This window comes from Rhodanobacteraceae bacterium (assembly GCA_016713135.1).
Classification (GTDB): Bacteria; Pseudomonadota; Gammaproteobacteria; order Xanthomonadales; family SZUA-5; genus JADKFD01.
This window is the reverse complement of record JADJPR010000018.1, coordinates 75,131-98,058: the sequence shown is the minus strand read 5'-3', so window position 1 is coordinate 98,058 and position 22,928 is coordinate 75,131. Positions and strand designations below refer to the sequence as shown.

Annotated in this window: 15 protein-coding genes; 7 read left to right on the top strand and 8 right to left on the bottom strand. The window is 68.6% G+C overall.

Translation table 11 applies throughout. The features are described 5' to 3' along the window. Positions 1 to 210: 210 nt before the first annotated feature. Positions 211 to 1,542, bottom strand: a complete 1,332-nt coding sequence (locus tag IPK27_14775) for a tetratricopeptide repeat protein (protein MBK8068835.1) — start codon at positions 1,540 to 1,542, stop codon at positions 211 to 213. Between the two features lie 438 nt (positions 1,543 to 1,980). Further along, the gene (locus tag IPK27_14770) at positions 1,981 to 3,117 is read right to left on the bottom strand and encodes a winged helix-turn-helix domain-containing protein (GenBank protein MBK8068834.1); all 1,137 of its coding nucleotides are present in this window, start codon (positions 3,115 to 3,117) and stop codon (positions 1,981 to 1,983) included. Between the two features lie 197 nt (positions 3,118 to 3,314). Here IPK27_14770 and IPK27_14765 point away from each other — a divergent pair, with 197 nt between their 5' ends. The 4 genes from IPK27_14765 (at position 3,315) to IPK27_14750 (ending at position 9,898) form a co-directional block, all read left to right on the top strand. Further along, positions 3,315 to 3,710 carry a hypothetical protein gene (locus tag IPK27_14765; GenBank protein MBK8068833.1) on the top strand — a complete coding sequence of 132 codons (396 nt, stop codon included), beginning with the start codon at positions 3,315 to 3,317 and terminating at the stop codon, positions 3,708 to 3,710. After that, positions 3,677 to 4,078 carry a hypothetical protein gene (locus IPK27_14760; GenBank protein ID MBK8068832.1) on the top strand — a complete coding sequence of 134 codons (402 nt, stop codon included), beginning with the start codon at positions 3,677 to 3,679 and terminating at the stop codon, positions 4,076 to 4,078. Before IPK27_14765 ends, IPK27_14760 begins: the two co-directional genes overlap by 34 nt. A 154-nt stretch (positions 4,079 to 4,232) precedes the next feature. Then, entirely contained in the window at positions 4,233 to 8,285 is a 4,053-nt protein-coding gene (locus IPK27_14755; protein ID MBK8068831.1) for a DUF2339 domain-containing protein, read from the top strand. A gap of 188 nt (positions 8,286 to 8,473) precedes the next feature. Beyond that, positions 8,474 to 9,898: a DUF3999 family protein gene (locus IPK27_14750; protein MBK8068830.1), complete on the top strand. Its 1,425-nt coding sequence runs from the start codon at positions 8,474 to 8,476 to the stop codon at positions 9,896 to 9,898. A 148-nt stretch (positions 9,899 to 10,046) separates the two neighbouring features. Here the strand turns inward: IPK27_14750 and IPK27_14745 are convergent, their stop codons facing one another. From IPK27_14745 to prmC, 3 genes are all read right to left on the bottom strand, one after another. Beyond that, complete coding sequence (locus tag IPK27_14745; GenBank protein ID MBK8068829.1) at positions 10,047 to 12,146, bottom strand: VWA domain-containing protein; 2,100 nt, start codon at positions 12,144 to 12,146, stop codon at positions 10,047 to 10,049. A 138-nt stretch (positions 12,147 to 12,284) separates the two neighbouring features. Further along, on the bottom strand, positions 12,285 to 12,722 hold the full coding sequence (locus tag IPK27_14740; GenBank protein ID MBK8068828.1) for a MerR family transcriptional regulator: 438 nt from the start codon (positions 12,720 to 12,722) through the stop codon (positions 12,285 to 12,287). A 51-nt stretch (positions 12,723 to 12,773) separates the two neighbouring features. After that, positions 12,774 to 13,673, bottom strand: a complete 900-nt coding sequence (gene prmC / locus IPK27_14735) for a peptide chain release factor N(5)-glutamine methyltransferase (GenBank protein MBK8068827.1) — start codon at positions 13,671 to 13,673, stop codon at positions 12,774 to 12,776. A 77-nt stretch (positions 13,674 to 13,750) separates the two neighbouring features. Between prmC and IPK27_14730 the strand changes: the two genes are divergently transcribed. Continuing rightward, a complete protein-coding gene (locus tag IPK27_14730; GenBank protein ID MBK8068826.1) occupies positions 13,751 to 14,524 on the top strand; it encodes a S1/P1 nuclease in 774 nt (257 codons plus the stop codon). A gap of 54 nt (positions 14,525 to 14,578) precedes the next feature. On the opposite strand, the gene tkt is transcribed toward IPK27_14730, so the two are convergent. Continuing rightward, positions 14,579 to 16,582: a transketolase gene (gene tkt / locus IPK27_14725; protein MBK8068825.1), complete on the bottom strand. Its 2,004-nt coding sequence runs from the start codon at positions 16,580 to 16,582 to the stop codon at positions 14,579 to 14,581. Positions 16,583 to 16,760: 178 nt separating this feature from the next. Between tkt and IPK27_14720 the strand changes: the two genes are divergently transcribed. Beyond that, positions 16,761 to 17,834, top strand: coding sequence for a GGDEF domain-containing protein (locus IPK27_14720; GenBank protein MBK8068824.1), 1,074 nt, complete (start codon positions 16,761 to 16,763; stop codon positions 17,832 to 17,834). 182 nt (positions 17,835 to 18,016) lie between these two features. Continuing rightward, on the top strand, positions 18,017 to 18,580 hold the full coding sequence (locus IPK27_14715; protein MBK8068823.1) for a porin family protein: 564 nt from the start codon (positions 18,017 to 18,019) through the stop codon (positions 18,578 to 18,580). 57 nt (positions 18,581 to 18,637) lie between these two features. On the opposite strand, the gene IPK27_14710 is transcribed toward IPK27_14715, so the two are convergent. Both IPK27_14710 and IPK27_14705 read right to left on the bottom strand, forming a co-directional pair. Further along, a complete protein-coding gene (locus IPK27_14710) occupies positions 18,638 to 19,846 on the bottom strand; it encodes an EAL domain-containing protein (GenBank protein ID MBK8068822.1) in 1,209 nt (402 codons plus the stop codon). Between the two features lie 341 nt (positions 19,847 to 20,187). Further along, entirely contained in the window at positions 20,188 to 22,926 is a 2,739-nt protein-coding gene (locus IPK27_14705; protein MBK8068821.1) for a hypothetical protein, read from the bottom strand. Positions 22,927 to 22,928: the final 2 nt, after the last annotated feature.

The following is a 22,928-nucleotide window of genomic DNA, read 5'->3' as shown; positions in this document are numbered from 1 at the left end:
GGAGGCCGAAGGGCGGACAGGCAGGACAGCAGACTTCAAGACACAGCTCCGTTCAGGTGGGAAGTCCACCGCTTCGTCGCCAGTGTCGGGGTGCCCGGACGCCAGGTGTTGCAGGGACTGTCTGCAGCCCCTCAGCAAATGCTCAAGGCCAGGCCCGGGTCCTCGGCAGAACCATCAAGCAACCATCAAGTCATTGATTCGTCCGGCGAATCAGAACGCCGCCGCCGGCAGGCGCAGGGCGCCGGCCAAGCCATCGCGCGTCAGCTCGCGATCCACCGCGGCCCGCTCCGGCGAATCCGGCGCAAGCATTTCGCGACGGACGAGACGCGCGAGCAGGTCGAAACCGTCGGCCCTGGCGGCCTGGCCCAGTGCCTCAAGGCGACCCTGGCGCAGGCTGTCCTCGCCTGCCAGCGCCAGCAGCCAGTCGAACTGCAACTGCTGCGCCCGGGTGCCGCGGCTCTGCACCGGTCCGCGCAGTGCCTGCGCGCGCCGCGCCGTTTCTGCAGCATCGCCCGCCATCCAGGCGGTTTCCAGCGCCGCCAGGCTGGCGCCAAGGGCATAGCCGTCCTCGCCGAGACGCAGCAATTCGCTTTCGATCGCCTCGACCGCCAGGCGCGTCGGGCCGGCCGATGCGCCCGCGGCGTAGTCCAGCCGCAGCAGGCGCAGATCGACATCGAGCACGGCCACGCGCACCGCCGCGCGCTCGCGGATCTCGCGGGCTTCGCGCAGCAGCTCACGTGCCCGGTCGCGCTCGCCGGCAAGTTCCCGGACCCGCGCCATCGCCGTCAGCCAGGCGGATCGCGGCAGCCAGGCTGCCTGTTCGCGCAGACCGGCGACAGCGTCGAGCGCCCGCCCGGCGGTCAGCTGGTCCCCCTGCAGCAGCGCGAGATCGGCGCGCGCGGCACCCACCATTACCCGGATGTCGACCGCGCCCGCCTGGTCCAGCGCCGCGGCGGCAGCGTCGAAGTGCGCCGCCGCCGCGGACAGTTGCCCGAGATCGCGCTCGCTGATGCCGAGGTTGAAGGTGACGCGGCCAATCTCACGCGGGATGGCCAGTTCCTCGAGGCGGGCGAGTGCTTCGCGATAGGCCTCGCGCGCATCCGCGCGGCGCCCGGAGCGCTCCGCCATCAGCGCCAGGTTGGCCAGTGCCAGCGCCTCGCCGCGCGTATCGCGCAGGCTGCGCCAGGTTTCCGCCGCCAGCCGGTAGGCTTGCTCCGCTTCGTGCAGGCGGCGCTGGTGGGCACGCACATTGCCCAGGTGGTAGCGCGAATTTGCCTCGCGCGCGACATCGCCCGCTTCGCGAGCGAGGTCGATCGCACGCTGCAAGTTCTCCGCAGCAGGCTCCAGCCGCCCCAGCCCGGTTTGCGCCCGGCCCAGGGCTTCGAGCCATTCGCCCCTCAGGCGCGAATCGCCACTGCGCTCGGCCCTCGGCGGCCAGGGCTTCGGCCAGGGCCAGCGCGCCGGCGTGCTCGCCGGCGCGCAGCGCCACTTCCACCCGTCCCAACTGCGCGGCCCGGGCTTCGCCGGCCAGGCCGCGGGCACGCCAGATCGCCTCGGCGCTGTCCAGCTGCGTCCGCGCGAGCGCGAGTTCGCCCTGCTCGGTTGCCAGCCGGGCTCGCAAGCCAAGCGCCTCCGGATCGTCGCCGGTCAGTCCTTCCAGGGCAGCGGCGGCCGCGACGAGTTGGCTCCGGCCCAACTGCCAACGCGCCAGCGCCAGCTGCGCGCGCCGCAGGCTGGCCATGTCGCCCGCCTCGCGCGCCCGCTGCACCGCCCATGCGAAGGCCGCCGGGGCATCGCCCGGTTGCATCGCTCCCAGCCAGAGCGCGCGTCGCCATGCCAGGGTGGGCGCCTCCTCCCCGAGTTCGGCGCCGAGCGCCTCCAGCGAGTCAGCTGCCGCAGGCCACTTCGCGAGCGCCAACTGCAGGTCGAGCACCTCCAGCCGTGCATCGATGGCTTCGGGATGCCCCAGGGCGTATGCGGTCAGCGCCGCGAGCAGTTCGGCCGGGCTCGCGCGCAAGCGAGCGCGCAGGATCTCGGCCTGCAAAGCCAGCGCGCGGTCGCTGTCGCCGCGCAGGCTGGCGAGGCGCTGGCTCGCGCCGCGCCAATCCCCGCTACGGACAAGCGCTTCAGCATGCAGCAGCGCCGGCCATCCGGCGATCTCCGTCGCCTCCGCCACCCGTATGTAAGCGGCAAGAGCATCCACATGGCGATCCTCGGCCGTCGCCAGCGCCGCCTCTGCCAGAGACTGGCGCGCATCCAGACCCGTCGGCCAGCCGTCCGGATCGCCGGCGGAAGCACCGGGCCTGATCGACGCCTCCAGGGTACGCAGCAAGGCCTGGGCCTGGGTGGCCACGTCGGCCTGCGGCAACATTCCGCTGCTGCGTTCGCTGCCCGCCGCGTCGCGCAACTGCCAGCGACCATCCGCGGCGATCGCGAGCCTCCATGCGGTCGGCCCGGCAGCGGCGCCCGGCGCGGCAAAGATCCAGCCGCTGCTGCGCGCGCCAGCAGGCCGAGGTAGGCACCCAGTGCCGCTGGCGCCGACTCCAGGCGCAGACCCGGTGGGTTGACGGCGACCTCGGCGACCGCCGGTCCGGGCCTGGGGCGCAGCGCGATCCACCCGACCCATCCGGCCAGCACCAGGAACAGCGCGCCGAGCGTCAGCCAGAGCGCTGCGTACCGCGGCCAAGCGCTCGTCCCAGCGACTGCGGCGCCGCCAGGCTGTGCAACCGCCGGACGCTCGGAAGCCGGGTCCGATCCCTCGGCGGACACCGCGACAGCGGCGACCGGCCATGCGGGCGACTCGTCGGCAAGGATCTCCACCGGCGCGATGAATGCGTAGCCGCGGCGGTGACGGGTCTCGATGAAGCGCGCTTGCTGCGGGTCGTCGCCCAGTGCCTGGCGCAACTCACTGACCGTCTGCGGAATGACATTGGGCGACAGCGCGTGATGGCCCCACAACTCGTCCATCAGGGCATCGCGCGAGACCAGCGCCGGTGCGCGCTCGACCAGGAAGCACAGCAAGCGGTAGGCCTGCGGGCGCAGGTTGGCGACACCGGCCGGGCCGATGAGCAGTTCACGCTGGGTGTCGAGTAGGAACTCGCCGAGGCGATAGCGCATGGCACCAGTCTAGCCTGCGCTCCCCCGCCGATGAGCGGCAGGTCCCCTTGGGGGCTTCAAGGGCCGGTGAATCAACGCCTTGATCGAATCTTGATGAGCCGCTGAACCCACCGGCAAGTCTTGCCGGGCGCGGATCCGGATGCTTGGGGCAGATCGGTCGCGGTGGTCGCGTCCGAACTGAACCGATGGAGGATCCCATGTTCCGATGGCTTGCCACCCTGCTGCTCCTGTGCCTGCTGCAAGCGGGCAGCGCGACGGCCAACAACTTCCCCACGGCCGCGCAAGTGGAGGCCGATGCGCGCGCCGCGGTGACCAATGGCCGGGTCACCCGCGTCGAGATCGATGGCGGCTGGAAGCTGGAGCGCGAGGGCGGCTATACCTTCGCCAACCTGGCGAAACAGGCGATCGTTGCCGAAAAGCAGAACACCGATGGCACGCGCCAGCAGTTCAACGCGCTGGCGATCTATCAGCGCGGTGCTGCGGGCGATCCGTGGGTGTTCGACCGGCTGTTCTCCTATGGATGGAAATCGCTCGATGGCAGCGCCCGGCGAGCGGCGCCATGGACGCCGCGAAGCGGCACGCGCTCACCTTGAAGGCGATGCGCGAGAATCCGGGCGGCTGGATGCCGGTGGACCCGCGCAACGTCTACCGCGTCGATGCCTTCGTGGTGGTCCCGGGATCGATCCGCCAGATCAGCGACCTCGAACACGCGTGGGAGATCGAGGGCGAGTTCATCGTCGACGACACCACCCAAGCCACCGACCCCGGCGTCAAGAAGCTGCGCCAGCGGATCAAGGTGGAGGGCGTGCAGCACGCGCAGACGCGCGAATGGATCCTGAGCAAAGCGGCCGAAGTCAGCAGCACGAACCTGGGCCGGCAGGCGCTTACCCGGGAGCAGAAGGCATCGCTGCCGACCCTGGCGGACGCGCCCTTCGACCAGCTCTATTTCGGCAACAAGTGAGTTGCTCGTGGCGGGGCACGACCCCGGATCCATGAACCATGGGCGCCCTCCGGAAACTTGAGAGCGCCCTGCTCAAGGCTGGCCAAGGCAGCCCCGCACGCGGCTGCCGCCCTGCTACCATCACGCCAGTATCACAATCGGTCACCAGTCACGCATGGAATTCCTGGGTCTGCTGTCGGTGCTGTTCTTCCTGTACCTGCTGATCGCCCCGGCGATCGCATGGGCCAAGGCCAACGCCGCCCGCGCCGACATGGAGAAGCTGGCCGAGCGCCAGGCGCGCGAGGTGAGCGATTTGCGCAGGGAAATCCGCCAGCTGCGCGAGCATCAGGCCGCGCTGCTGCAACGGGTGGAACGGCGGGGGACGGCGTCGACGGAAGACGTCGCGGAGCCAGTGCGCGCGGCCACGGCGCCCGAGACTGCGCCTTCCGCAGAACCGGCGGAGCCTGTTGCGGGGCGCGCCGTGTTCAAGGTCGGCGAGCCCGAGCCGGCCCCCGCGGCGCCACCGGCACCGCAGCCAACCCCGGTCATACCCGGCTTCGATTTCAGCGCGGCGGATCTCGGCATCCCGGAGGCCCCGGCCACAGCCGCCCCTCCACCGTCCGCCCCGGCACCCGAGCCCCCGCGCAGCACGCCCGCCGCGACCCCGCGCCGGCCCGCGCATGCGAGCTGGAACCTGGAACCGGTCGAGAAGCCGGCGGAGCCCGCCGAAGCGGCCGAACCAGTGGCGCAGGCCGCCACCCCGGCCAGCGCCTGGGCCGAGGCGGGCGCGCGACCGGCGCCGGCGCAATCCAGCGAACGCGAGCCGGTCTGGAAGCCCAAGCCGCCGGTCGAACGCCCGCTGCCGCCACCTCGCGAGCCGCAGGAACCGGGCCCCATCGCACGCCTGCTGACCGGCGCCAAGGATTGGCTGTTCGGCGGCAACCTGGTCGCACGCCTGGGCCTGATGATCCTGTTCATCGGCGTCGCCTTCCTGCTGCGCTTCGCCTCCAGCTATGTGGTGGTGCCGATCGAAGTGCGCCTCGCGGGCATCGCCGCCGGCGCCATCGCGCTGCTCGGCTGGGGCTGGCATATCCGTACCAAACGACCGGGCATCGCGCTGCCGACCCAGGGCGCGGCGCTGGCCACGCTGATGATGGTGGTGTTCGGCGCCTACAAGTTCTGGCAGTTGCTGCCCACTGGCGCGACCTTCGGTCTGCTGCTGGCGCTGGTGGCCTTCACCAGCATCCTCGCGGTGCTGCAGGACGGGCTGTGGCTGGCGATTTTCGGGATCGTCGGCGGCTTCGCGGTGCCGATCCTGGTCTCCAGCGGCAGCGGCAACCACGTCGCCCTGTTCAGCTACTACGCGCTGCTGAACGCCGGCATCTTCGCGATTGCCTGGACGCGCTCCTGGCGTGTGCTGAACTTCCTCGGCTTCCTGTTCACTTTCCTGATTGGCACCGCCTGGGGCGTGCAGCGCTACGAAGCCGAGCATTACCAGAGTTCGCAGTTCTTCCTCGCGCTGTTCGTGGTGATGTACGCGGCCATCGCGATCCTCTACGCCTGGCGCCAGGCGCCGAAGCTCAAGTCCTACGTCGATGCGACGCTGGTGTTCGGCGTGCCGATCGTGGCGATGGGCCTGCAGTACGGCATGGTCAAGGACATGCACCTGGGCAGCGCGCTGTCGGCGGTGGTCTTCGGGCTGTTCTACGCGAGCCTCGGGCTGGCGCTGTGGCGCTGGCGTGCGGGCAGCCTGCGCCTGCTGGTCGAGTCCTTTTTCGCGCTCGCCGTGGTGTTCGCCACGCTCGCCATCCCGTTGGCCTTCGACGGCCGCTGGACCAGCGCGGCCTGGGCGCTGCAGGGCGCCGGCATGGTCTGGGTCGGCCTGCGGCAGAAGCAGGCGTTGGTGTGGCGCTTCGGCATCCTGCTGCAGTTCGGTGCGTGGATCTCCTTCGTCCGCGTGCTGACCGGAATCGACCCGCTGCGCGCGATGTCCGAGCACATCAGCCTGGGCTTCCTGCTGCTCGGCGCCACCGGCATGTTCCTCGCGCTGACGCTGCGCCGGCAGAGCATGCCGGTGGGCGACGACGAGGACGCCGTGCGCGCGCGCTTCGGCGGCTGGGCCAGCGCCTTCATCGCCATCGCGGTGGTCTGGCTGCTCGGCGGGCTGTGGGTGGAGGTCTGGCTGCGGGTGGCACCGGCGCAGCGCGCCAGCCTGTATGTGCTGACCGCGATGCTGCTGGTCTACGGCCTGCAATGGCTGGGCAAGCGCGCGGACTGGCGCCTGCCGGCAGTGCTTGGCGGTGCGGTGACTGCGGTCGCGGGGCTGACCTTCCTTGGCCTGATGGCGCAGTACATGCGTTGGCACAACGTCGCGGTCTACTCCGAACAGAGCATCGGCGAGGTGCTGAGCGGTGGCGCGCTGTTCGGCGGTGCGCTGCTGGCGGCGGGTGCGCTGGTCTCTGCCTTCGCCTTCAAGCGGCGCTGGCAGACGGGCAGCGGCGTGGAGCAGGACCGCGACCGCAGCGCGACCGTCGCCTGGCTGTGGCTGGCGATGTTCTGGTTCTGCGGCTTCGCCCTGCATGGCGCGGCGCATGCGCTGGCCTGGGCCACCGCCCCGGCGCCGGATGCGCTGCCGCCCTGGTACCAGATCAGCTTCTGGGCGGCCTGGAGCATCGGGTTGGCGCTCTCAGCTTATGCCTGCATGGCGCTGACCCAGCGTTTCGGGTTCCCCAACGCGGCGAATGTGCAGCGCCTCGGCTGGCCGGTGTTGACCGCCGTGGGCACCTGGATCTTCCTGGTGCAAGTCAGCGACAGCCTGGCAGTCGAACGCCTGCTGCAGTTCGACTGGACCCTCGGCCTGGCCGGCGACGGCAGCCCGCGCGATGCGCTGCTGGTCTTCCTCGGTGGTCCGCTGGCCGGAACCCTGATTCTGCTGGCGCTGGCGTGGATCGGCGTGACGCGGATGCTGGACGCGCGCCGTTCGCCTTCGCTCAGCGAGGAGCAGCGCGGCACCGGGCTGGCGGTGTGGCTGATCGGCCTGGGCATCGTGCTCTACCTGCCGCTGGTCGATGTGCTGGCGCAACTCGGCACGCGGCTGTTGTTCGCTGCGGGCGCGGTCCACGGCGAGTCCGGATGGCTCGGCTTTGCCGATACGCGCCTGATCCTGGCCGCGGCGATGGCGACCCTGTCCGTGCTCGCGGCCGGCGCCTGGCGCGCGCCCGCGCTGCGTTGGCTGGCGGTGCCGACAATGGTGCTGCAGGCGCTGGCCTGGATCACACTGCTGACCCAGGCCTACCAGCGCGAGCAGTTGCCGCCCCCGGGCACGGGCGTGGCGATGCTGCTGGTGTGGCTGGGCATGGCCTGGTGCCTCAGGACCTGGCGCGCACGCTGGGAGATCTCGGAGACCGGCTTCAAGGGCTTGCACTTCAGCCGCGTGATTGCGCCCTGGCTGATGTTGCCGCCGGTGGTGTCGCTGAACCTGATGCCGTGGCTGGTCGGCACGGACGTGATCGCTCAGCAAATGGAGGAATCCGGCTGGGTGGTCGCGGGCATGTGGCCGGACTACCTCGCGGCCTGGGCGGCCATCGGCCTGCTGTTTGCCGGCCTGGTGCAGGTGCGCCGCGCGGGCTGGCCGCTGGAGCCGGTGCACGCCTGGTACGGGCGCGTGGTGATTCCGCTGGCTGCGCTGTGGTCGCTGCTGCTGGTGGTCTACTGGAACTTGCGCCAGGACGGCAGCATGGCCCCGCTGCCCTACCTGCCGATCCTGAATCCGCTGGACCTGACCACCGGCTTCGTGGCGCTGCTGCTGGCGGACCTGTGGCGGATGCACGGCGCGCAGGCCAACGACGACCAGCGCCGGCTGGCGCTGCGCGCGTCGATGGCGCTGGGCTTTGGCTGGTTCAACCTGATGCTGCTGCGCACCGCCGCCCAGTTCCTCGGCCTGCCCTACCGCTTCGAACCGCTGTACCACTCGCAGTTCGTGCAGGCGATGCTGTCCATCGTGTGGACCCTGTGCGCCTTCGCCGTGATGCGCTACGCCGTGCGCCGGCTGTCCAAGCCGCTGTGGATGATCGGCGCCGCCCTGCTCGGCGTGGTGGTGCTCAAGCTGTTCCTGATCGATCTGAGCAACGTCGGCAGCGTGGCGCGCATCGTGTCCTTCATGGGCGTCGGCGGGTTGATGCTGCTGATCGGGTATCTGGCGCCGTTGCCGCGGGAGGACGGGAAGTGATGCGGCCTTTTTCCGGGTTGTGGGTTGTGGGTTCTGGGTTGTGGGCAGCTCGCAAACTGGCAGCCTGGTGGAATTCACTTGAGCTTCGGGCACGCGTTGGATGTCCGCGCTTGCCCGCTTTTGCCGCCCACAACCCACAACCCACAACCCACAACCGGACCCTCCCCGCGCTGCTCGCAGCCGCCCTGATGTGCGCCCAGACGTGCGCCAGCGCCGAGCCCCCGCCGCCCCACGATCCACGCCTCGACGAATTCGCGACGGTGTTTCCGCTTTCCGTGGAAGGCGACGACGGCGTGCTCCAGGTGCAACTGCCGCTGCCGGTGTACCAGGCCTCGCGCGCGCCGGGGCTGGCGGATGTGCGGGTCTACAACGGCGCCGGGCAGTTGCTGCCGTACGCGCTGCACTATCCGGAGCAACGCACCCGCATCGAGGTGCGCGAGCAAACGACGACCCAGTTCCCCTTGTACGAAACCGCGGTGACGCCGGGCGCGGCGGGAGGGATTGACCTGCAGTTGCGCACTGGGCCGGATGGCGCGCTGGTCAGCCTGGATGCGCGCACCTCCGCGCCGCAGCCGGCGCCATCGCGCAAGCTGGCGGCGCTGGTGGTGGATCTGGGCCCTAGCGCGCGCAACGAGGTGTTGCAGAGCCTGCGTTTCCAGCTCGCGGAATCGGTGGGCGACTACCACGCGCGGCTGGCCATCGAGCGCAGCGACGACCTGAAACTGTGGGATGGGGTGGCGCACGGCACGCTCGACTGGATCAGCGCCAGCGACCAGACCATCCAGCTGGTCAGCGACCGCATCGAGCTGCCGCGTGGCGATGGCCGTTATCTCAAGGTTCGCTGGGTGGACGGCGAGCCGCTTGCCTTCGCTGCCATCGTCGGCGAGTGGCGCGGCGCCACGGCGACGCTCGATCCGCAACTGGAACTCACGCTGCAGGCGCAACCCGGGCGTGTCGGTGGCGACTGGGTGTTCCACACCAGCCCGTCGATCGCCGCGACCGCGATCGGCCTCGACCTGCCGGAAGCCAATACCGTGATGCCGGTGACCATCGGCTTCTATCGGCGACAGCGCGTGCCCAAGCCGGAGTGGCTGCTGGCGCCGCAGCTCGGCAGCACCTTCTACCGCCTGAACCACAACGGCCGCGAGCGGGTGTCCAGCCGCATCCATGTGTCGCCCCAGGGCAATGCCGAATGGGTGGTGCGCCCGCACACCGCCGGCCACGCGCCGCCGCAGCTGGTGCTCGGCTGGCGCCCGCAGACGCTGGTGTTCACCGCGCGTGGCGAGGACTTCAAGCTGGCGATCGGCGCCGATCCGGAAGCGGTGCGCCACTGGCGCGGCGGACCGGCGGCGCTGGCGCAAGTGGCGCCGGGATTCAGCCCTGGCGAGATCGCGCAACTGGACCGCGCGGTGGTGGGTCTGCCGCAGCCGCCGCCCGCCAAGGCTGAGGCCGTCGCCCCTGCCCCGCCCGAAGCCGATGCGGAAGCTGCCGCACGCCAGCGCCGCTTCGCCCTGTGGAGCGTGCTCGGCCTGGGCATCGTGTTGCTGTGCTGGATGACCTGGCGGCTGTACGAGCAGATGGTCGAGGGCCGGTCTGGCAATTCGGGCGGCTGAGCGGTCCGAAAAACGCCGGTGGTGCGCGTTCCGCCTATCCAGGCGCGCGGCCCGGAGTACGCGCATCGCGCGTGCTCCGGGTGCTTGCCGCAAGCTCCCCGGCGGTGAATCGCCCTACGCTGAATCAAGGGTACCCGCGACGCAACTTTCAGCGATCCAGCATGCACCGCAGTTCCGCCCCCTCCGGACTGGCGCACAACTCATCGACCAGCCGCTGCCACCAGCCGCCGAACTGCAGGTCGCCACCGTCGCGCTCGGCGCGTTCGTCCAGCCAGTTGAACAGCGCGGTGGGCAAGGCCAGTCCAAGCCGGTCCAGCGACCAATCGCCCGACGCCAGCGCAGCGCCCAGCGACGGATCCTCGCGCAGGCGCGCAACCAGGAGCGCGCACAGTTGCGCGCGCATTGCGGCATCGGCCGTGGTGCGCGTCGACGTCGCCTCTTCTTGTTCGCCGCCGAATGCCTGCCGCACCCGCTTGGCCACGCGCTGCAGCATGCCCTTGGGTGCGGCGGCCACCGGCGCCGGCGCGCGGCGGAGCCGGCGACGGCGCAGCGAAGTCGGCGTCAGTGGCGCGAAGCAGAAGGCCGGCATGTCGAGACTTTCGCCCGCGCACTGCATCAGCATCGGCGGCTCGGCACCAACATCCTGAACCGCAGTGCCGCCCCAGCCCGCCGCCAGCATATGCTCGACCTGGCGCAGTTCCGGCAGCTGCTGCTGGCGCTCGCCCGCCGTGCGCTCGAGCACCAGGGTGATTGCGGTGTCCGGCGTCACCAACTGGTAGTCGACCGCCAGCGCGGTGGCGGCGGCCACATCGCCCAGGCTCGCCAGCCGCTCGCGCGCCAGCATGCGCGCCTGGGTTGAGGGTGCGGTGGTGTCGACCGATGCGTTCGCCACCAGCGGGACCTGCGCCTGGCGGCGCTCGCCATCCGGCGCCAGCCAGCTGACTTCGACGGACTCGGGCCGCACATCGAGTCCAGCCGCGAGGATGGCGCCATCGCCGGGAAACACCGCCTCAGGCCCGAGGTTCCAGCCGGGCGTGCCGGGCCATTCGACGCGGATCTCGCGCAGCGCACCGCTGCGCATGCGCGCGAAGTGGCGCTCGATGCGCTCGGCCATCGCGTCGCCCGGCAGCACGCGTTCCAGCGCACCACCGGTGGCGCGCGTAAGCGGCGCGAAGGTGGCCTCGACCGCCGCGGTGCCCACCGCGACCGCGTAGACCTGCACGCGCTCGCGCCGACAGCGCTCGAGGAAGGCGCGCGTGTCGAGGTTCCACACTTCGCCGTCGCTGATGATGAACAGCACGCGCTCGCCCACCACCTCCGCCGGCAGGCGCGCGAGGTCGTCGAGGCCGGCGTTCAGTGCCGGCAGCAACTCGGTGCCGCCGAGGTCCGCCTGCAGGTCGTCGGCGCCCTGCTGCAGGGTGTTGCGCACCGCGGGTGTCGCCGGTTGCGGCCGACGCAGCAGCCACTGGTGGCTGGACCCGAAACGCAGGATGTTCACCAGGTCGCGGGCGTCCAGGTGCGCGACGATCGCGCGCACCGCGGCGCGGGTCTGGGTAATCGACACCCCGCCCATCGAGCCGGAGCAATCAACCACGATTTCGGCCACCAGCGGGCGCGCGATGCCCGCATCGGCGCTGGCGCAGAAACTGATCATCGCCGCGTGGCGGCCGGCGAGATCTGCATCCACGCTGCCGGCGATGCGTGCGCCGCTGCCGGCATCGCGCAGATCGATGACGATGTCGCGGTCCAGGTGGCCGCGCTCGATGGCGAAGTCGATGCCTTCGGCCACCGCGCGCACCGCCAGCCGGTGCGTCGCCGACGCCAGTTCGGCCCGCGCCAGCAGGCCGCGCACGCTGCCCGTCAGCGCGAAGCCGTGCTCGGCGAGCAGGTCCACGACCGGCTGGTCGGCCGGTTGCAGCCGGCTCTGGCCGTAGCGCGGCGCGATCGTCGTCGGCAGCGTCAGGCGCACGCGGTTGCCGTTCCAGTGCAGCCATTGCGCCATGCGGATGGTCAGGGTCAGCCGCTCGCCCGGCAGCAGGTTGCCGAGCGCGATATTGACCAGCCCGTCGTCGACCATGCGGATGGAGAAGGCGCTGTGGCCCTCGGCCAGCGCCTCCTCGTAGCGCGCCTCGGCGCGCTGCTTCGGCTCCACCCGGCCGCGCAGGCGGCGCTCGCCGATCTGGACCTCGACGTCCAGCAGGCAGGCTTCCAGCGGCAGCGCCAGGTGTAGCTGACCTCGATCGCACAATCCTCGCGGTTGGCGTAGTCCTGGGTCAGGGTCAGCGAGGCCAGCAGGCCGTCGATCTCGACGCGGAAGCGGGTGGCGGACAGCGGCGACGGCGCCCGGACGATCGCGCGCGGCGCGGTTCGCTGGGCATGCAGGGCGTCATTCATCGGAATCTCCTTCGGTGGATGCCGCCGGCGCGGAGGCGCTCACGGCGGCGTGGGCTTCGAGCACCGCGCGCACCAGCGCGCGCAACTGCCCGGGGCTGAGCCGGGCCTGGTCCGGCGTGATCACCAGTTCCAGGCCCTCGGCCAGGTGCACATGCGTGCGCACTTCGATGGCGCCCGGCGCGTGGCGCGCTGGCGCAATGGTGTCCGCCCCGCTCAGCAACTCGGCAATGCGCGCCAGCGACAGGCCGGCATCGCTCCATTTGCGGATGCGCAGCAGCGTCTCCAGATGGCTCGCGTCGTACCAGGCCGCGCGCGTGCTGCCGTGCGGCCGCGCCAGCAGGCCCTTCTGGATGTAGAAGCGCACCGTTCGCAGCGGCAGATCGGCCGCTACGGCCAGTTGCTCCAGGGACAGTTGCGTCGGATCAGTCATTGATACACTCATGGTGTTCAAATTACTGATCGAATTGCACGCTGTCAAGATCTACGCGGCACGGCCCCCGCTGCGGTCGACTCGTCCACCGCTGACCCGCTCATGGCCGCCGAGGTCGCGTTCAGTCGCAACGTCCCGGTAGTCCAGGGATTCGAGCAAGGCGCGCACCGCCGCCCCTTGGGTCCAGCCGTGCTCCATGAGCAGCCAGCCGCCATCGCGCAGCACGCGGCAGCCCGCGCGGGCGATGCGCGCCAGGTCCGCGAGTCCATCGTCGTCGGCGACCAGGGCCAGCCGCGGCTCGCCGCTGGCGAGCAGTCCGGGCAGGTACGGATCGTCCGCGGCCAGGTAGGGCGGATTGGCCAGCAGCAGGTCGAGCGAGCTGTCTGCCAGCGCCGAGAGCCAGTCGCCGCGCCAGAAGCGCACTGGCGCGCGTAGCCGCAAGGCATTCGCCCGGGCCACCGCCAACGCGGCCGGGCTGTAATCGACCGCGCACACCATCGCCTGTGGGCGTGCGAGCTGGAGGCTGATCGCCAACGCGCCCGACCCGGTACCGGCGTCCACCACCACACCGGAATGTCCTGCCGGAAAGCGCTGCAGTGCGGCCTCGAGCAGGATCTCGGTGTCCGCACGCGGGATCAGCACCGACGGGGTGACGGCAAATGCGCGCCCATGGAATTCGCGCGTGCCGACCAGATAGGCGTAGGGCTCTCCAGCGCAGCGTCGCTGCCACAGGTCGCCAAAACGCGCGGCGACTTCCGCGTCGACCTGATCGCTCAGACGTGCATACAGCCCAGCCCGGTTGCGGCCGAGCGCATGGGCCAGCAGCAATTCGGCATCCAGTGGCGCCACTTCCGCCGGTGCGCCGACCTGCGCGCTGCGCAGCAGTTGCGACCAGGTGAACACGGGCGAAGCAGGCTCAGTTTGTTTCACGTCGCCAGGGGACCTGATCATGGGCGGGCGATATGCTCGCCCCTCTCCCACGCCGATGCCACTGCCCGATGCGCCAGAATTTGCTGCTGTTGCCTGCACTGCTGTGCCTCCTGCATGCGACCGATGCGCTGGCCTGGGGCCAGAGCGGGCACCGCATCGTGGGTGCGATCGCCGAGGCCAAGCTCGATCCCAAGGCGAAGGCGGCGGTGGCCGATCTGCTCGCCGGCGAGCCCGACCCGACGCTCGCTGGGGTTTCGGTCTGGGCCGACCACGTGCGCGAGCACGAGCCCGAATACACCTGGACCGTGCCCTTGCACTGGGTCAACTTCGAGCGTGGCGCATGCAGCTATGAAGCGGCGCGCAACTGCCGCGATGGGCTGTGCGTGGTCGAAGCCATCGAGCGTTACACCGCGCAACTCGGCGACCGCTGGCTGCCGCGGTCGGCCCGGCGCGACGCGCTGAAGTTCGTGGTCCATTTCGTCGGCGACGTGCACCAGCCGCTGCATGCCGGCTACGCGGCGGACCGCGGCGGCAACGACTTCCAGATCAGCCTGATGCGCGAGGGTTGGAACCTGCACTCCGTCTGGGACACCCTGATCGTCGAAAGCCTGAAGCTCGAATGGCCGGAATACCAGCGCCGGGTGGAAGCGATGGCATTCACCGCCGATTCGCAGGGCCGCGTAAGCGCCGCGCAACCATCAACCTGGGCCGAGGAGTCTTGCGGCATCGCCCAGGCGGATGATTTCTACCCGCCGAAGCACAAGATCACCGGGCGCTACCTCGAAGCCAAGCGCCCGCTGGCCGACCAGCGCCTGAAGCTGGCCGGCGCGCGCCTCGCCGCGCTGCTGAATCGGGTGCTCGGCGAGGGCTGAGCCTGGCCTGAAACCGCCCCGCCGGCGGGCATTCCGCCGGCGGGGCACCGTGGGTCACTTCGCGAGCAGTTGGCGCACGACCCCGAGGATCCGGTCCATGCCGAAGCCGAGGTGCTGGTAGAGCACCTTGTCCGGCGCCGACGCGCCGAGGCGGTCCATGCCGATCACCGCGCCGTCCAGGCCCACGTACTTGCGCCAATAGTCGGCGATGGCCGCCTCGATGGCGACGCGCTTGCGGCACCAACCGGGGAGCACCGACTCGCGATATTCGAGCGGCTGCGCATCGAAAGCCTCGGAGCAAGGCATCGAAACCACGCGGATCGCGTGGCCTTCGCTGGCTAGGGCGCGCGCGGCCTGCACGCACAGATCGAGCTCCGAACCGGTACCGATCAGGATCGCGTCGACCTTGTCGCTGGCGGTATCGAGCAGCACATAGCCACCAAGCGCGATGGCGGCGATCTGTTCCGGGGTGCGCGGCTGGTGCGCCAGGTTCTGACGCGAGAAGGCCAGGCAGCTCGGGCCGTCGCGACGTTCCAGCGCGCACTTCCACGCCACCGCCGACTCCACCGCATCGGCCGGGCGCCAGACGCGGTTGTTCGGGATGTAGCGCAGGCTGGGCAGGTGCTCGACCGGCTGGTGCGTGGGCCCGTCTTCGCCCAGACCAATCGAATCGTGCGTGTACACATGCACCACGCGGGTGTGCATCAGCGCGCTCATGCGCACGGCGTTGCGCGCGTAGTCGCTGAACACCAGGAAGGTCGCGGTGAACGGCAGGATGCCGCCGTGCAGCGCCAGGCCGTTGGCGATCGCGCTCATGCCGAATTCGCGCACGCCGTAATAGACGTAATTGCCGCCGTCCTCCGCGGTCTGCACATCGCGGCTGGCCTTGACGATCGAGTAGTTCGAATGCGCCAGATCGGCCGAGCCGCCGACCAGTTCCGGCACCACCGGGACGAGCACTTCCAGCGCGCGCTGGCTGGCCTTGCGCGAGGCGATCGCCGCGCCGTCGCGGTTGAAATCGGCGATCAGCTGGTCGATGGCGACATGCGCCTCGGCCGGCAGGTCGCCTGCGAGGCGCCGCGCGAACTCGGCCGCCAGCTCCGGATACGCATTTCGATAACTGGCGTACACCGCCTCCCAGTCGCGCTGCCAGCCGGCGCCGGCGACGCGCGCATCCCACTCGGCGCGGATCTCGGCCGGGATCTCGAACGGCGCGTGCGGCCAGCCGATCTGCGCGCGGGCCAGCGCGATTTCGTCCTTGCCGAGCGGCGCGCCGTGGCTGGACTCGGACCCGGCCTTGTTCGGCGAACCCCAGCCGATGACCGTCTTGCAGCAGATCAGCGTGGGCTTCTCCGGATCGGCCGCGGCGGTCACCAGGGCCGCCTTGATCGCCTCGGCATTGTGGCCGTCGACATCCGGGATCACTTCCCAGCCATAGGCCTCGAAGCGCTTGGGCGTGTCGTCGGTGAACCAGCCGCCGACCTTGCCGTCGATGGAAATGCCGTTGTCGTCGTAAAGGACGATCAACTTGCCGAGCTTGAGCGTGCCGGCAAGCGAGGCGACCTCGTGCGAGATGCCCTCCATCAGGCAACCGTCGCCGGCGAACACATAGGTGTAGTGATCGACCAGGGTGTGGCCCGGACGGTTGAAACGCTTCGCGAGGATCTTCTCCGCCAGCGCCATGCCGACTGCGTTCGCCAGCCCCTGTCCCAGCGGGCCGGTGGTGGTTTCGATGCCCGGCGTTTCGTGCACTTCCGGGTGACCGGGGGTCTTGGAATGCAGCTGGCGGAAGCGCTTCAGTTCGTCGATCGACAGGTCATAGCCGGCCAGGTGCAGCAGCGCGTAGTGCAGCATCGAACCGTGGCCGTTGCTGAGCACGAAGCGGTCGCGATTGAACCAGCTCGGGTCGCTCGGGTTGTGGCGCAGGAAGTCGTTCCATACCACCTCGGCGATGTCGGCCATGCCCATCGGCATGCCCGGATGACCGGAATTGGCTTGCTGGACGGCGTCCATCGCCAATGCGCGGATCGCATTGGCCAGATCGCGGCGGCTGGGCATCAGGAGGCTCCTGGGTATCGAGGCAGGGGGCGGATTCTGCCGCAAGCAGTCGCGGCTGTCGTTGACCATTGCGCGGCGCCGGAGGGGCGCTTGTGGCGCCAGTCAGACTGTGATGCCGCGCCGCTTGCCCGGCGGGTGCGGCCACGTACAATCGCCGCAGCTCGAATCCGCCTTGACAATGCTCGCCAACCTGCTGAGTGTGCTGGAGAACAATGCCGGGGCCCTGTGGCTGGCCGCGGTGTTGCTCGCGCTCGGATTCCGGCGCAACCGCTATGTCCTGGTGCTGGCTGCGCTCGCGGTCCCGATTCAGGACACCTCACTGCATCCGGTCGTGCTATTGGGCGTCGCCACTCTGGTGTGGGTGGTAGTGGTGACCCCGGAACCCCCTTTGCGCTCGCTGCGCAGCCTTGCCACGCTCGGCTGTGCGCTCGCGCTGCCATGGCTTCCCGAGTACGCACCAACGGCAACCGCCATTCTGGCGCCCGCGGCGGCGTGGCACTCGCCCAGACCGACAGGATTTGGCGCCGGCGCATGGCTGACGGTCATCGCCGCGGGCTGGGCGATGCTGCGCTGGCTGCGCCACGGATGGCCATTGGATCTTTACCTCGCGCTGGCCCTGCTGCCCGTCATCCTGGCGTTCTCGCAGGGCGCAGCGCATGGACCGCGCGCGTGGCTCGCGGTGTCGGCGGCGTGCATCGGGATCGCCGTGCTCTACGGTGCGTATCGCATGGCCTTCATCGATGCGCTGACTGGCTTGCCGAATCGCCGCGCGCTGGATGAGCGTCTCGCCCGCAGCATCGGGCGCATTGCGGTGGCGATGGTCGATGTCGACCACTTCAAGCGGTTCAACGACCGGCACGGCCACGAGGCGGGCGATCGCGTGCTACGCGCAGTGGCGCGACGTCTGCGTCGCTGCCGCGGTGGCGACGCCTACCGCTATGGGGGCGAGGAGTTCGCGATCGTGTTCGAAGGCCGCCAGGTCGACAACGCGGGCGAGTCGCTGGAGCTGGTACGTGGTGAGGTTGAGGCGCTGCGTGTGCGCCTTGGCACGAACAGCGGCAAACGCGCCCAGGCTGTACGCCGCGGCCAGGGCGACGGCGAAGTCGGCGTCACCGTCAGTATCGGCGTCGCCGAGCGCGACCCGGAGCGTCGTACCTGTGCGGCCGTGATCGATGCCGCCGACAAGGCGCTCTACCGTTCCAAGCAACGCGGGCGCAACCGTCTGACCCTCGCTGGCGCGGCGCGGAGTTGAGGGCGGCTGATCGCGCAAGCTGAATCGGCGCCCACTCGCCAACGAGTTCCCAACTTTCGGGCTACGTGGAATTCATCGGAAAGGCGGATGCTTGGCGCAGCCGGCGACGGTAGCCGCTCGCGTGCAACGCGCAGATCGGCGCCATTGCGGCGTCCCCGACACAAACAAAAGCGAGAATCTTCATGCGATCACTGAACCTCTTTGGCCTGGCGCTGGCCGCTGCCCTCGCGCTGCCGACGCTGGCGGTTGCCGACACCGGGCTGTATGCAGATGGCGCGATCGGTCAGGCATCGGTCGATGACGAAGGCATCGACGACAATGACACGGCGTTCCGGCTGGGTGTGGGCTACCGTTTCCTGGAGAACTTCGGCGCCGAACTCGGCTACCTGGATCTCGGCAAGGTCAGCGAGGAAGTCGCCATTGGCGGAGCGACTGCCTCCATCGAGGCGGACGGTTTCTACGCCGGCGTCTCCGGTCGCATTCCGCTGTACGACGCGGATACCGGCTTTTTCCTCAGCGCACGCGCTGGCCTCTATTTCTGGGACGCCACCGGCCGCGTGCGCCAAGGCGCCACCACCGTGCGCCTGGATGACAGCGACAACGACTTCTACGTTGGCATCGGCGGCGGCTATGACTTCAACGAACAGTTCGGCCTGGGCCTGACCTATGACCGCTACCAGTTGGGCGATGGCAACGCCGACCTGAATTACGGCGTGGTCTCGCTCGCCGGAGAGGTTCGCTTCTAGGCGGATTCGTAGGTGACCGACGTGGCCGGACCAGTGGGCCGGCCACGTCGGCGTTGCTCATGCACAGAACTCCGCGAGCTCCGGAGCAATCTTGAGCGGGTCCTGGATTCCCGGGTCCTGCGGCCGTCCTACCAACCAACCCTGCAGGTAACGGACGCCGAAACTCTTCAGTAGACGAGCCTGCTCTATGTGCTCGACGCCCTCAGCCACGATCTCTGCGCCCATTCCAAGGAGCATCCTGGCTATTCCCCGAACCAGCGCCGCCGCCTTCGCGTCTGCGGGCAGCGCTTTTACGAAACTCTGGTCGAGCTTCACCGAGTCGAAATCGAGCTTGTGCAGATGACCTAGTCCCGAGTGACCGGTGCCGAAATCATCCAGCGACACGCTGATTCCATGGATCCGGCAGCGGGCGATCAGCTCCGATACCCGCGGATAGTCCAACGCGAGGCTCTCGGTAATCTCCGCCTTCAACCTGCACGGGTCCAGTCCCGCGCCCCGAGCGGTTTGCGCCAGAAGATCGGCAAAGTCGGGCACAAGCGACTGGCGAGCGGAAATGTTCACCGCGATCCACGGCTGCATTTCCGCGGGAAGCCGCGCGCCGAGCTCGGCCAGCAACTGGCAAGAACGTCTCAATGCATACTGGCCCACGGGTACGATGAGCGAAGTCTCTTCCGCCAGCGCGATGAACTCTGCTGGCGACACTTGGCCACGCGTCGGATGGTCCCAGCGAACCAGAGCCTCGAATCCTGCCACCAGACCCCGGTGCAGATCGAAGATCGGTTGGAACACCACACGCAACTCGTCCTTTTCCAGTGCTTCCAGCAGTTCCCGCTCAAGACGGATCTTGTCGGCAACTCGGCGCTTCTGGTCCGCAGTTGCGAGGTCTTCGCCAAGGTCCTGCTCGATGGCTCCTCCGCGAGCAACATGCATTCCGCGACGGTAACGCGAGAGCAACCCGATCAACAGACCACGAAGCACCGGGTCCGCTTCGTCCAGTCGGGCGCGCAGTTGGTCTGCGCGGATCTCGGTCGCCACGACATCCGTCAAGGCATCTGCACTGGCACTCCGGGGAGCCAGATCTATCACCGCCATTTCGCCGAGGATCTCGCCTGACCCGAGGTAGCTCAGTGTAATTCGGCGGGCCCCGTGCCCGGTCCATACCTCGATTCGACCCGATTCGATCAGATAGGCCACGTCCGGGGGGTCACCTTCCGAGAAGATGCGCTCCCCTGCCCGAAACACGCGACGAGCACTGACAGCCGACATGAGGTGTCCCTGGAGTTCTACGGAGGGAGAATAGAGCCAATGCGGACGCCGGACCTACCTGCCGCAAGGCGTTGCGTGCAAGAACCGGGCTTCGAAGAGCTTTGCCGCCATACCCGGCTGTACCTCCTTGTAACCGCTTCCCATTCGTCAGGCCAGTGCGCTTTGCCTGCGGCTTCTTCCAGATTCGCAGTGACCCACGACGCCCTGGCCTTGCCGTTCGGCTGACGCTTCCCGTTGCCGGGCGTGTAGAGGGAGGTCACCTCAAGACCGGTACGCCCTGCCGGGCGCACAAAAAAGGGGGCCTCTCACGAGGCCCCCTTTATTCGCAGCTCGAACCGAAATCAGTTACACGCGGGTGAGAAGAAGATCGAGCAGAGGTTGATACCCTGCATCGTCACCGTCGCCTGTGGCGAGCCACCCGCAGCAACAAAAGTGCACTGTCCACTGGCAGCACCTTGCGGTTGGTCGAGGTTGATGGCCGTGATGCGCGCTGTGGTCTCACCATTCGCGTTGGTGATTCCCGGCGGCTCTGGCATCTGGACCTGAGCTCCACCCGCCGCGGTGCAGGTCCCTGTAATCAGCACGCCCGGAATCGGCTCGGCGTTGCCGTTGATCAGGCGCAGACGCACCGGACCGCCATTTCCGCCAAAGAACGCCGACGGGAACGCCTGCAGGATGGAGATCGTCGGCGGCACCACAGTGACAACCGACGAACCACCGACCCCGAAGAAGGTAATCGACGGCGCCTGGACGGAGTTGGCCACACCCGCAGTGGTTACGGTCGCTGTTGTGCAGCCGCCGGTTCCGGTACGTGCGTTCACCACACCGGTATTCGACTGGCCGTCGACCGTCGTGGTGGACGACGCATTGGCAACGCTGAACCCGATCGGCACACCCTGGATCGGCGCCGCGAGTGCGTCCTGCACGCAGATGGTGACCGTGACAGTCTTGTTTGCCGGAATTTGGCTGGGAGAAGCCACCAACCGCCCCGGAGCGGCACCCGGGAAGACAACCATCTCCGCATCGGTGACGAGTTCCTGGTTGCCGCTGACGATCTCACCCGCACCACGCGCCCAGATTGCCGCCAGGCGTCCCAACTGGTTCACCGGATAGTTCATGGTCGTCGTGGCCACACCGATGTTGTTGGTCAGCACATTCGGCGTGATGTTCGCGACCGTCGCGCGTCCGATCACATAAGGAATGACCGGACCGTTGTTGACCGATGAACCGGTGTCGTTGTTGGAGTTGAAGCGTTGTGTGACGGTCAGGCTGGTAGCGCTGTTGATGCGGTCGATCCGGCGCGCACTTTCCAGGTCGCGATTCGGATTGGACTGCTCCGCGAACAGCAGCAGCGTGTCACCCGGACCCGCGCCACCACCGGCGCTGGTGAATGCCCCCGTCGGTGCAGTGAACAGGAAATTGCCTTCCTGCGGATCGCCGTCGCCGCCACTCAGCAGGAAGCTGCCAGGGCCAGAGACCGGGAAGCCGCTCACGGGCGCGTCGATCAGTCCAAAGTCAATCGGCGTGTTGGGCAGCACCGGATTCCCCTGGCGGTCGGTCGCGAGCACGCTGATCGTCAGGCTGTAGGTTCCATTGGGATCTGTCGGGATCGCGGTCGAGCCCCCGATCGGCTGCACGCCACCGGAAACGCGGTTTGTACGCAGCGCATTGACATCTGGCGAGGTGATCTTCAACGAGAAGAGCTTGCCATCCGACATGATGACGGTTTCGTCGCGAATGACCGGCGAGGTGATTCCGTTGTCCACGTTGTTGTCCGCCGCGTCGGAGCTCGCCCGGATCAGGAAGGTTCCCTGACGCGTTCCAGCGACCAGTGTACCGGTCGCGATTCCCTGCTGGGTGCGAACGCGGATGGAGCGACCCTGGACGTTCTGCCCGGCTGCATTGACGCCGCGGAAGACTTCACCGCCATTCGCACCCTGGTCGATGATCTCCCACTGGACATTGTTGAACGTGGCGGTTGACGGCGGATCGGGCACCAAGGCCGCTGCTGCGTCGGTCACCTGGGCCTGCATCAACAGGGTGTTGTTGCCACCGGAACCTTGCACGTAGAGCGCGCTCGACGGCCGGATCACCGCGATGTTCGCCGGCAACTGCGGCGCCCCCGCGGCAATCGTAAAGACTTGCTGCTTGGAGATGTTCGCACCCGAGTCAGGATCAACCGCAGTGATGGTCAGCGTGAACGGACCTGGTTGCGTCGCCTGCCCATCGATGTTGTAGGAATGAACGAAGAGCGTGAGCTTGCCGGCAACAAAGTTCTCCGGCCCCTGGCCAATCAACTGCTCGAACTCGTTGATATCTGGCGTCGCCGGATCGTCCAGAGTCGAGTACGCAGTATTAGTGATCGGATTCAGCGAGACATTGACCGAACCGGAATTCAGCAAGTCGCCGCGCAGGCTGCGCCGGGTGACCGTTGTTTCCGCAATGAATGGCGATCCCCAGAAGGGCGAGATGCCGAAGACGTTGGCGGGAAGAACCGTGCGCTGTGGCTCGATCGTGATGCGCTCGAAAGGCTCTGGGCCTTGGGTGATTGTGAACGGAATATCGATCGACAGCGTACGTCCCGCATTCTCCGGATCCGGTGAGGATGCGGTGATCGCGATGCTGCCGGGGTCGTTCGACGAATGCACGAAGAAAGTCGCCTGCCCGCCGGTGGTCTCGGCAAAGATCGTCCCGAAATAAGTCGTGAACTCGTTGACGTCGCTTGTTTCCGGGTCATCAAGGCGCGACAACACGGCGCTACGCACATTGCTCGTACGAACATTGATCGTAGTCCCGTCGGCCACCGGATTGCCGTTCGCCCTTTGCACCCGGATGTTCAACTGCACCCAGTAGGGCGAGTTTCGCTCCGGCGGAATACCGGCGCGGTTAGTCGGCAGCGAAGTGATGCCGCCAACGATATCGTAGCGCATCGTTCCCGGGGCGGGTGCGGCGAAGCCGTCGTCGCCGTTACTGCCACCACCGCCCCCACAGGCGCCCAGCAGTGTGCTTGCGAAGCCCACCGCCAGCAATTTCTTCCAGGCGCTCATCGTCGCTCTCCTGATGTTCATCTTGATGCTCATGT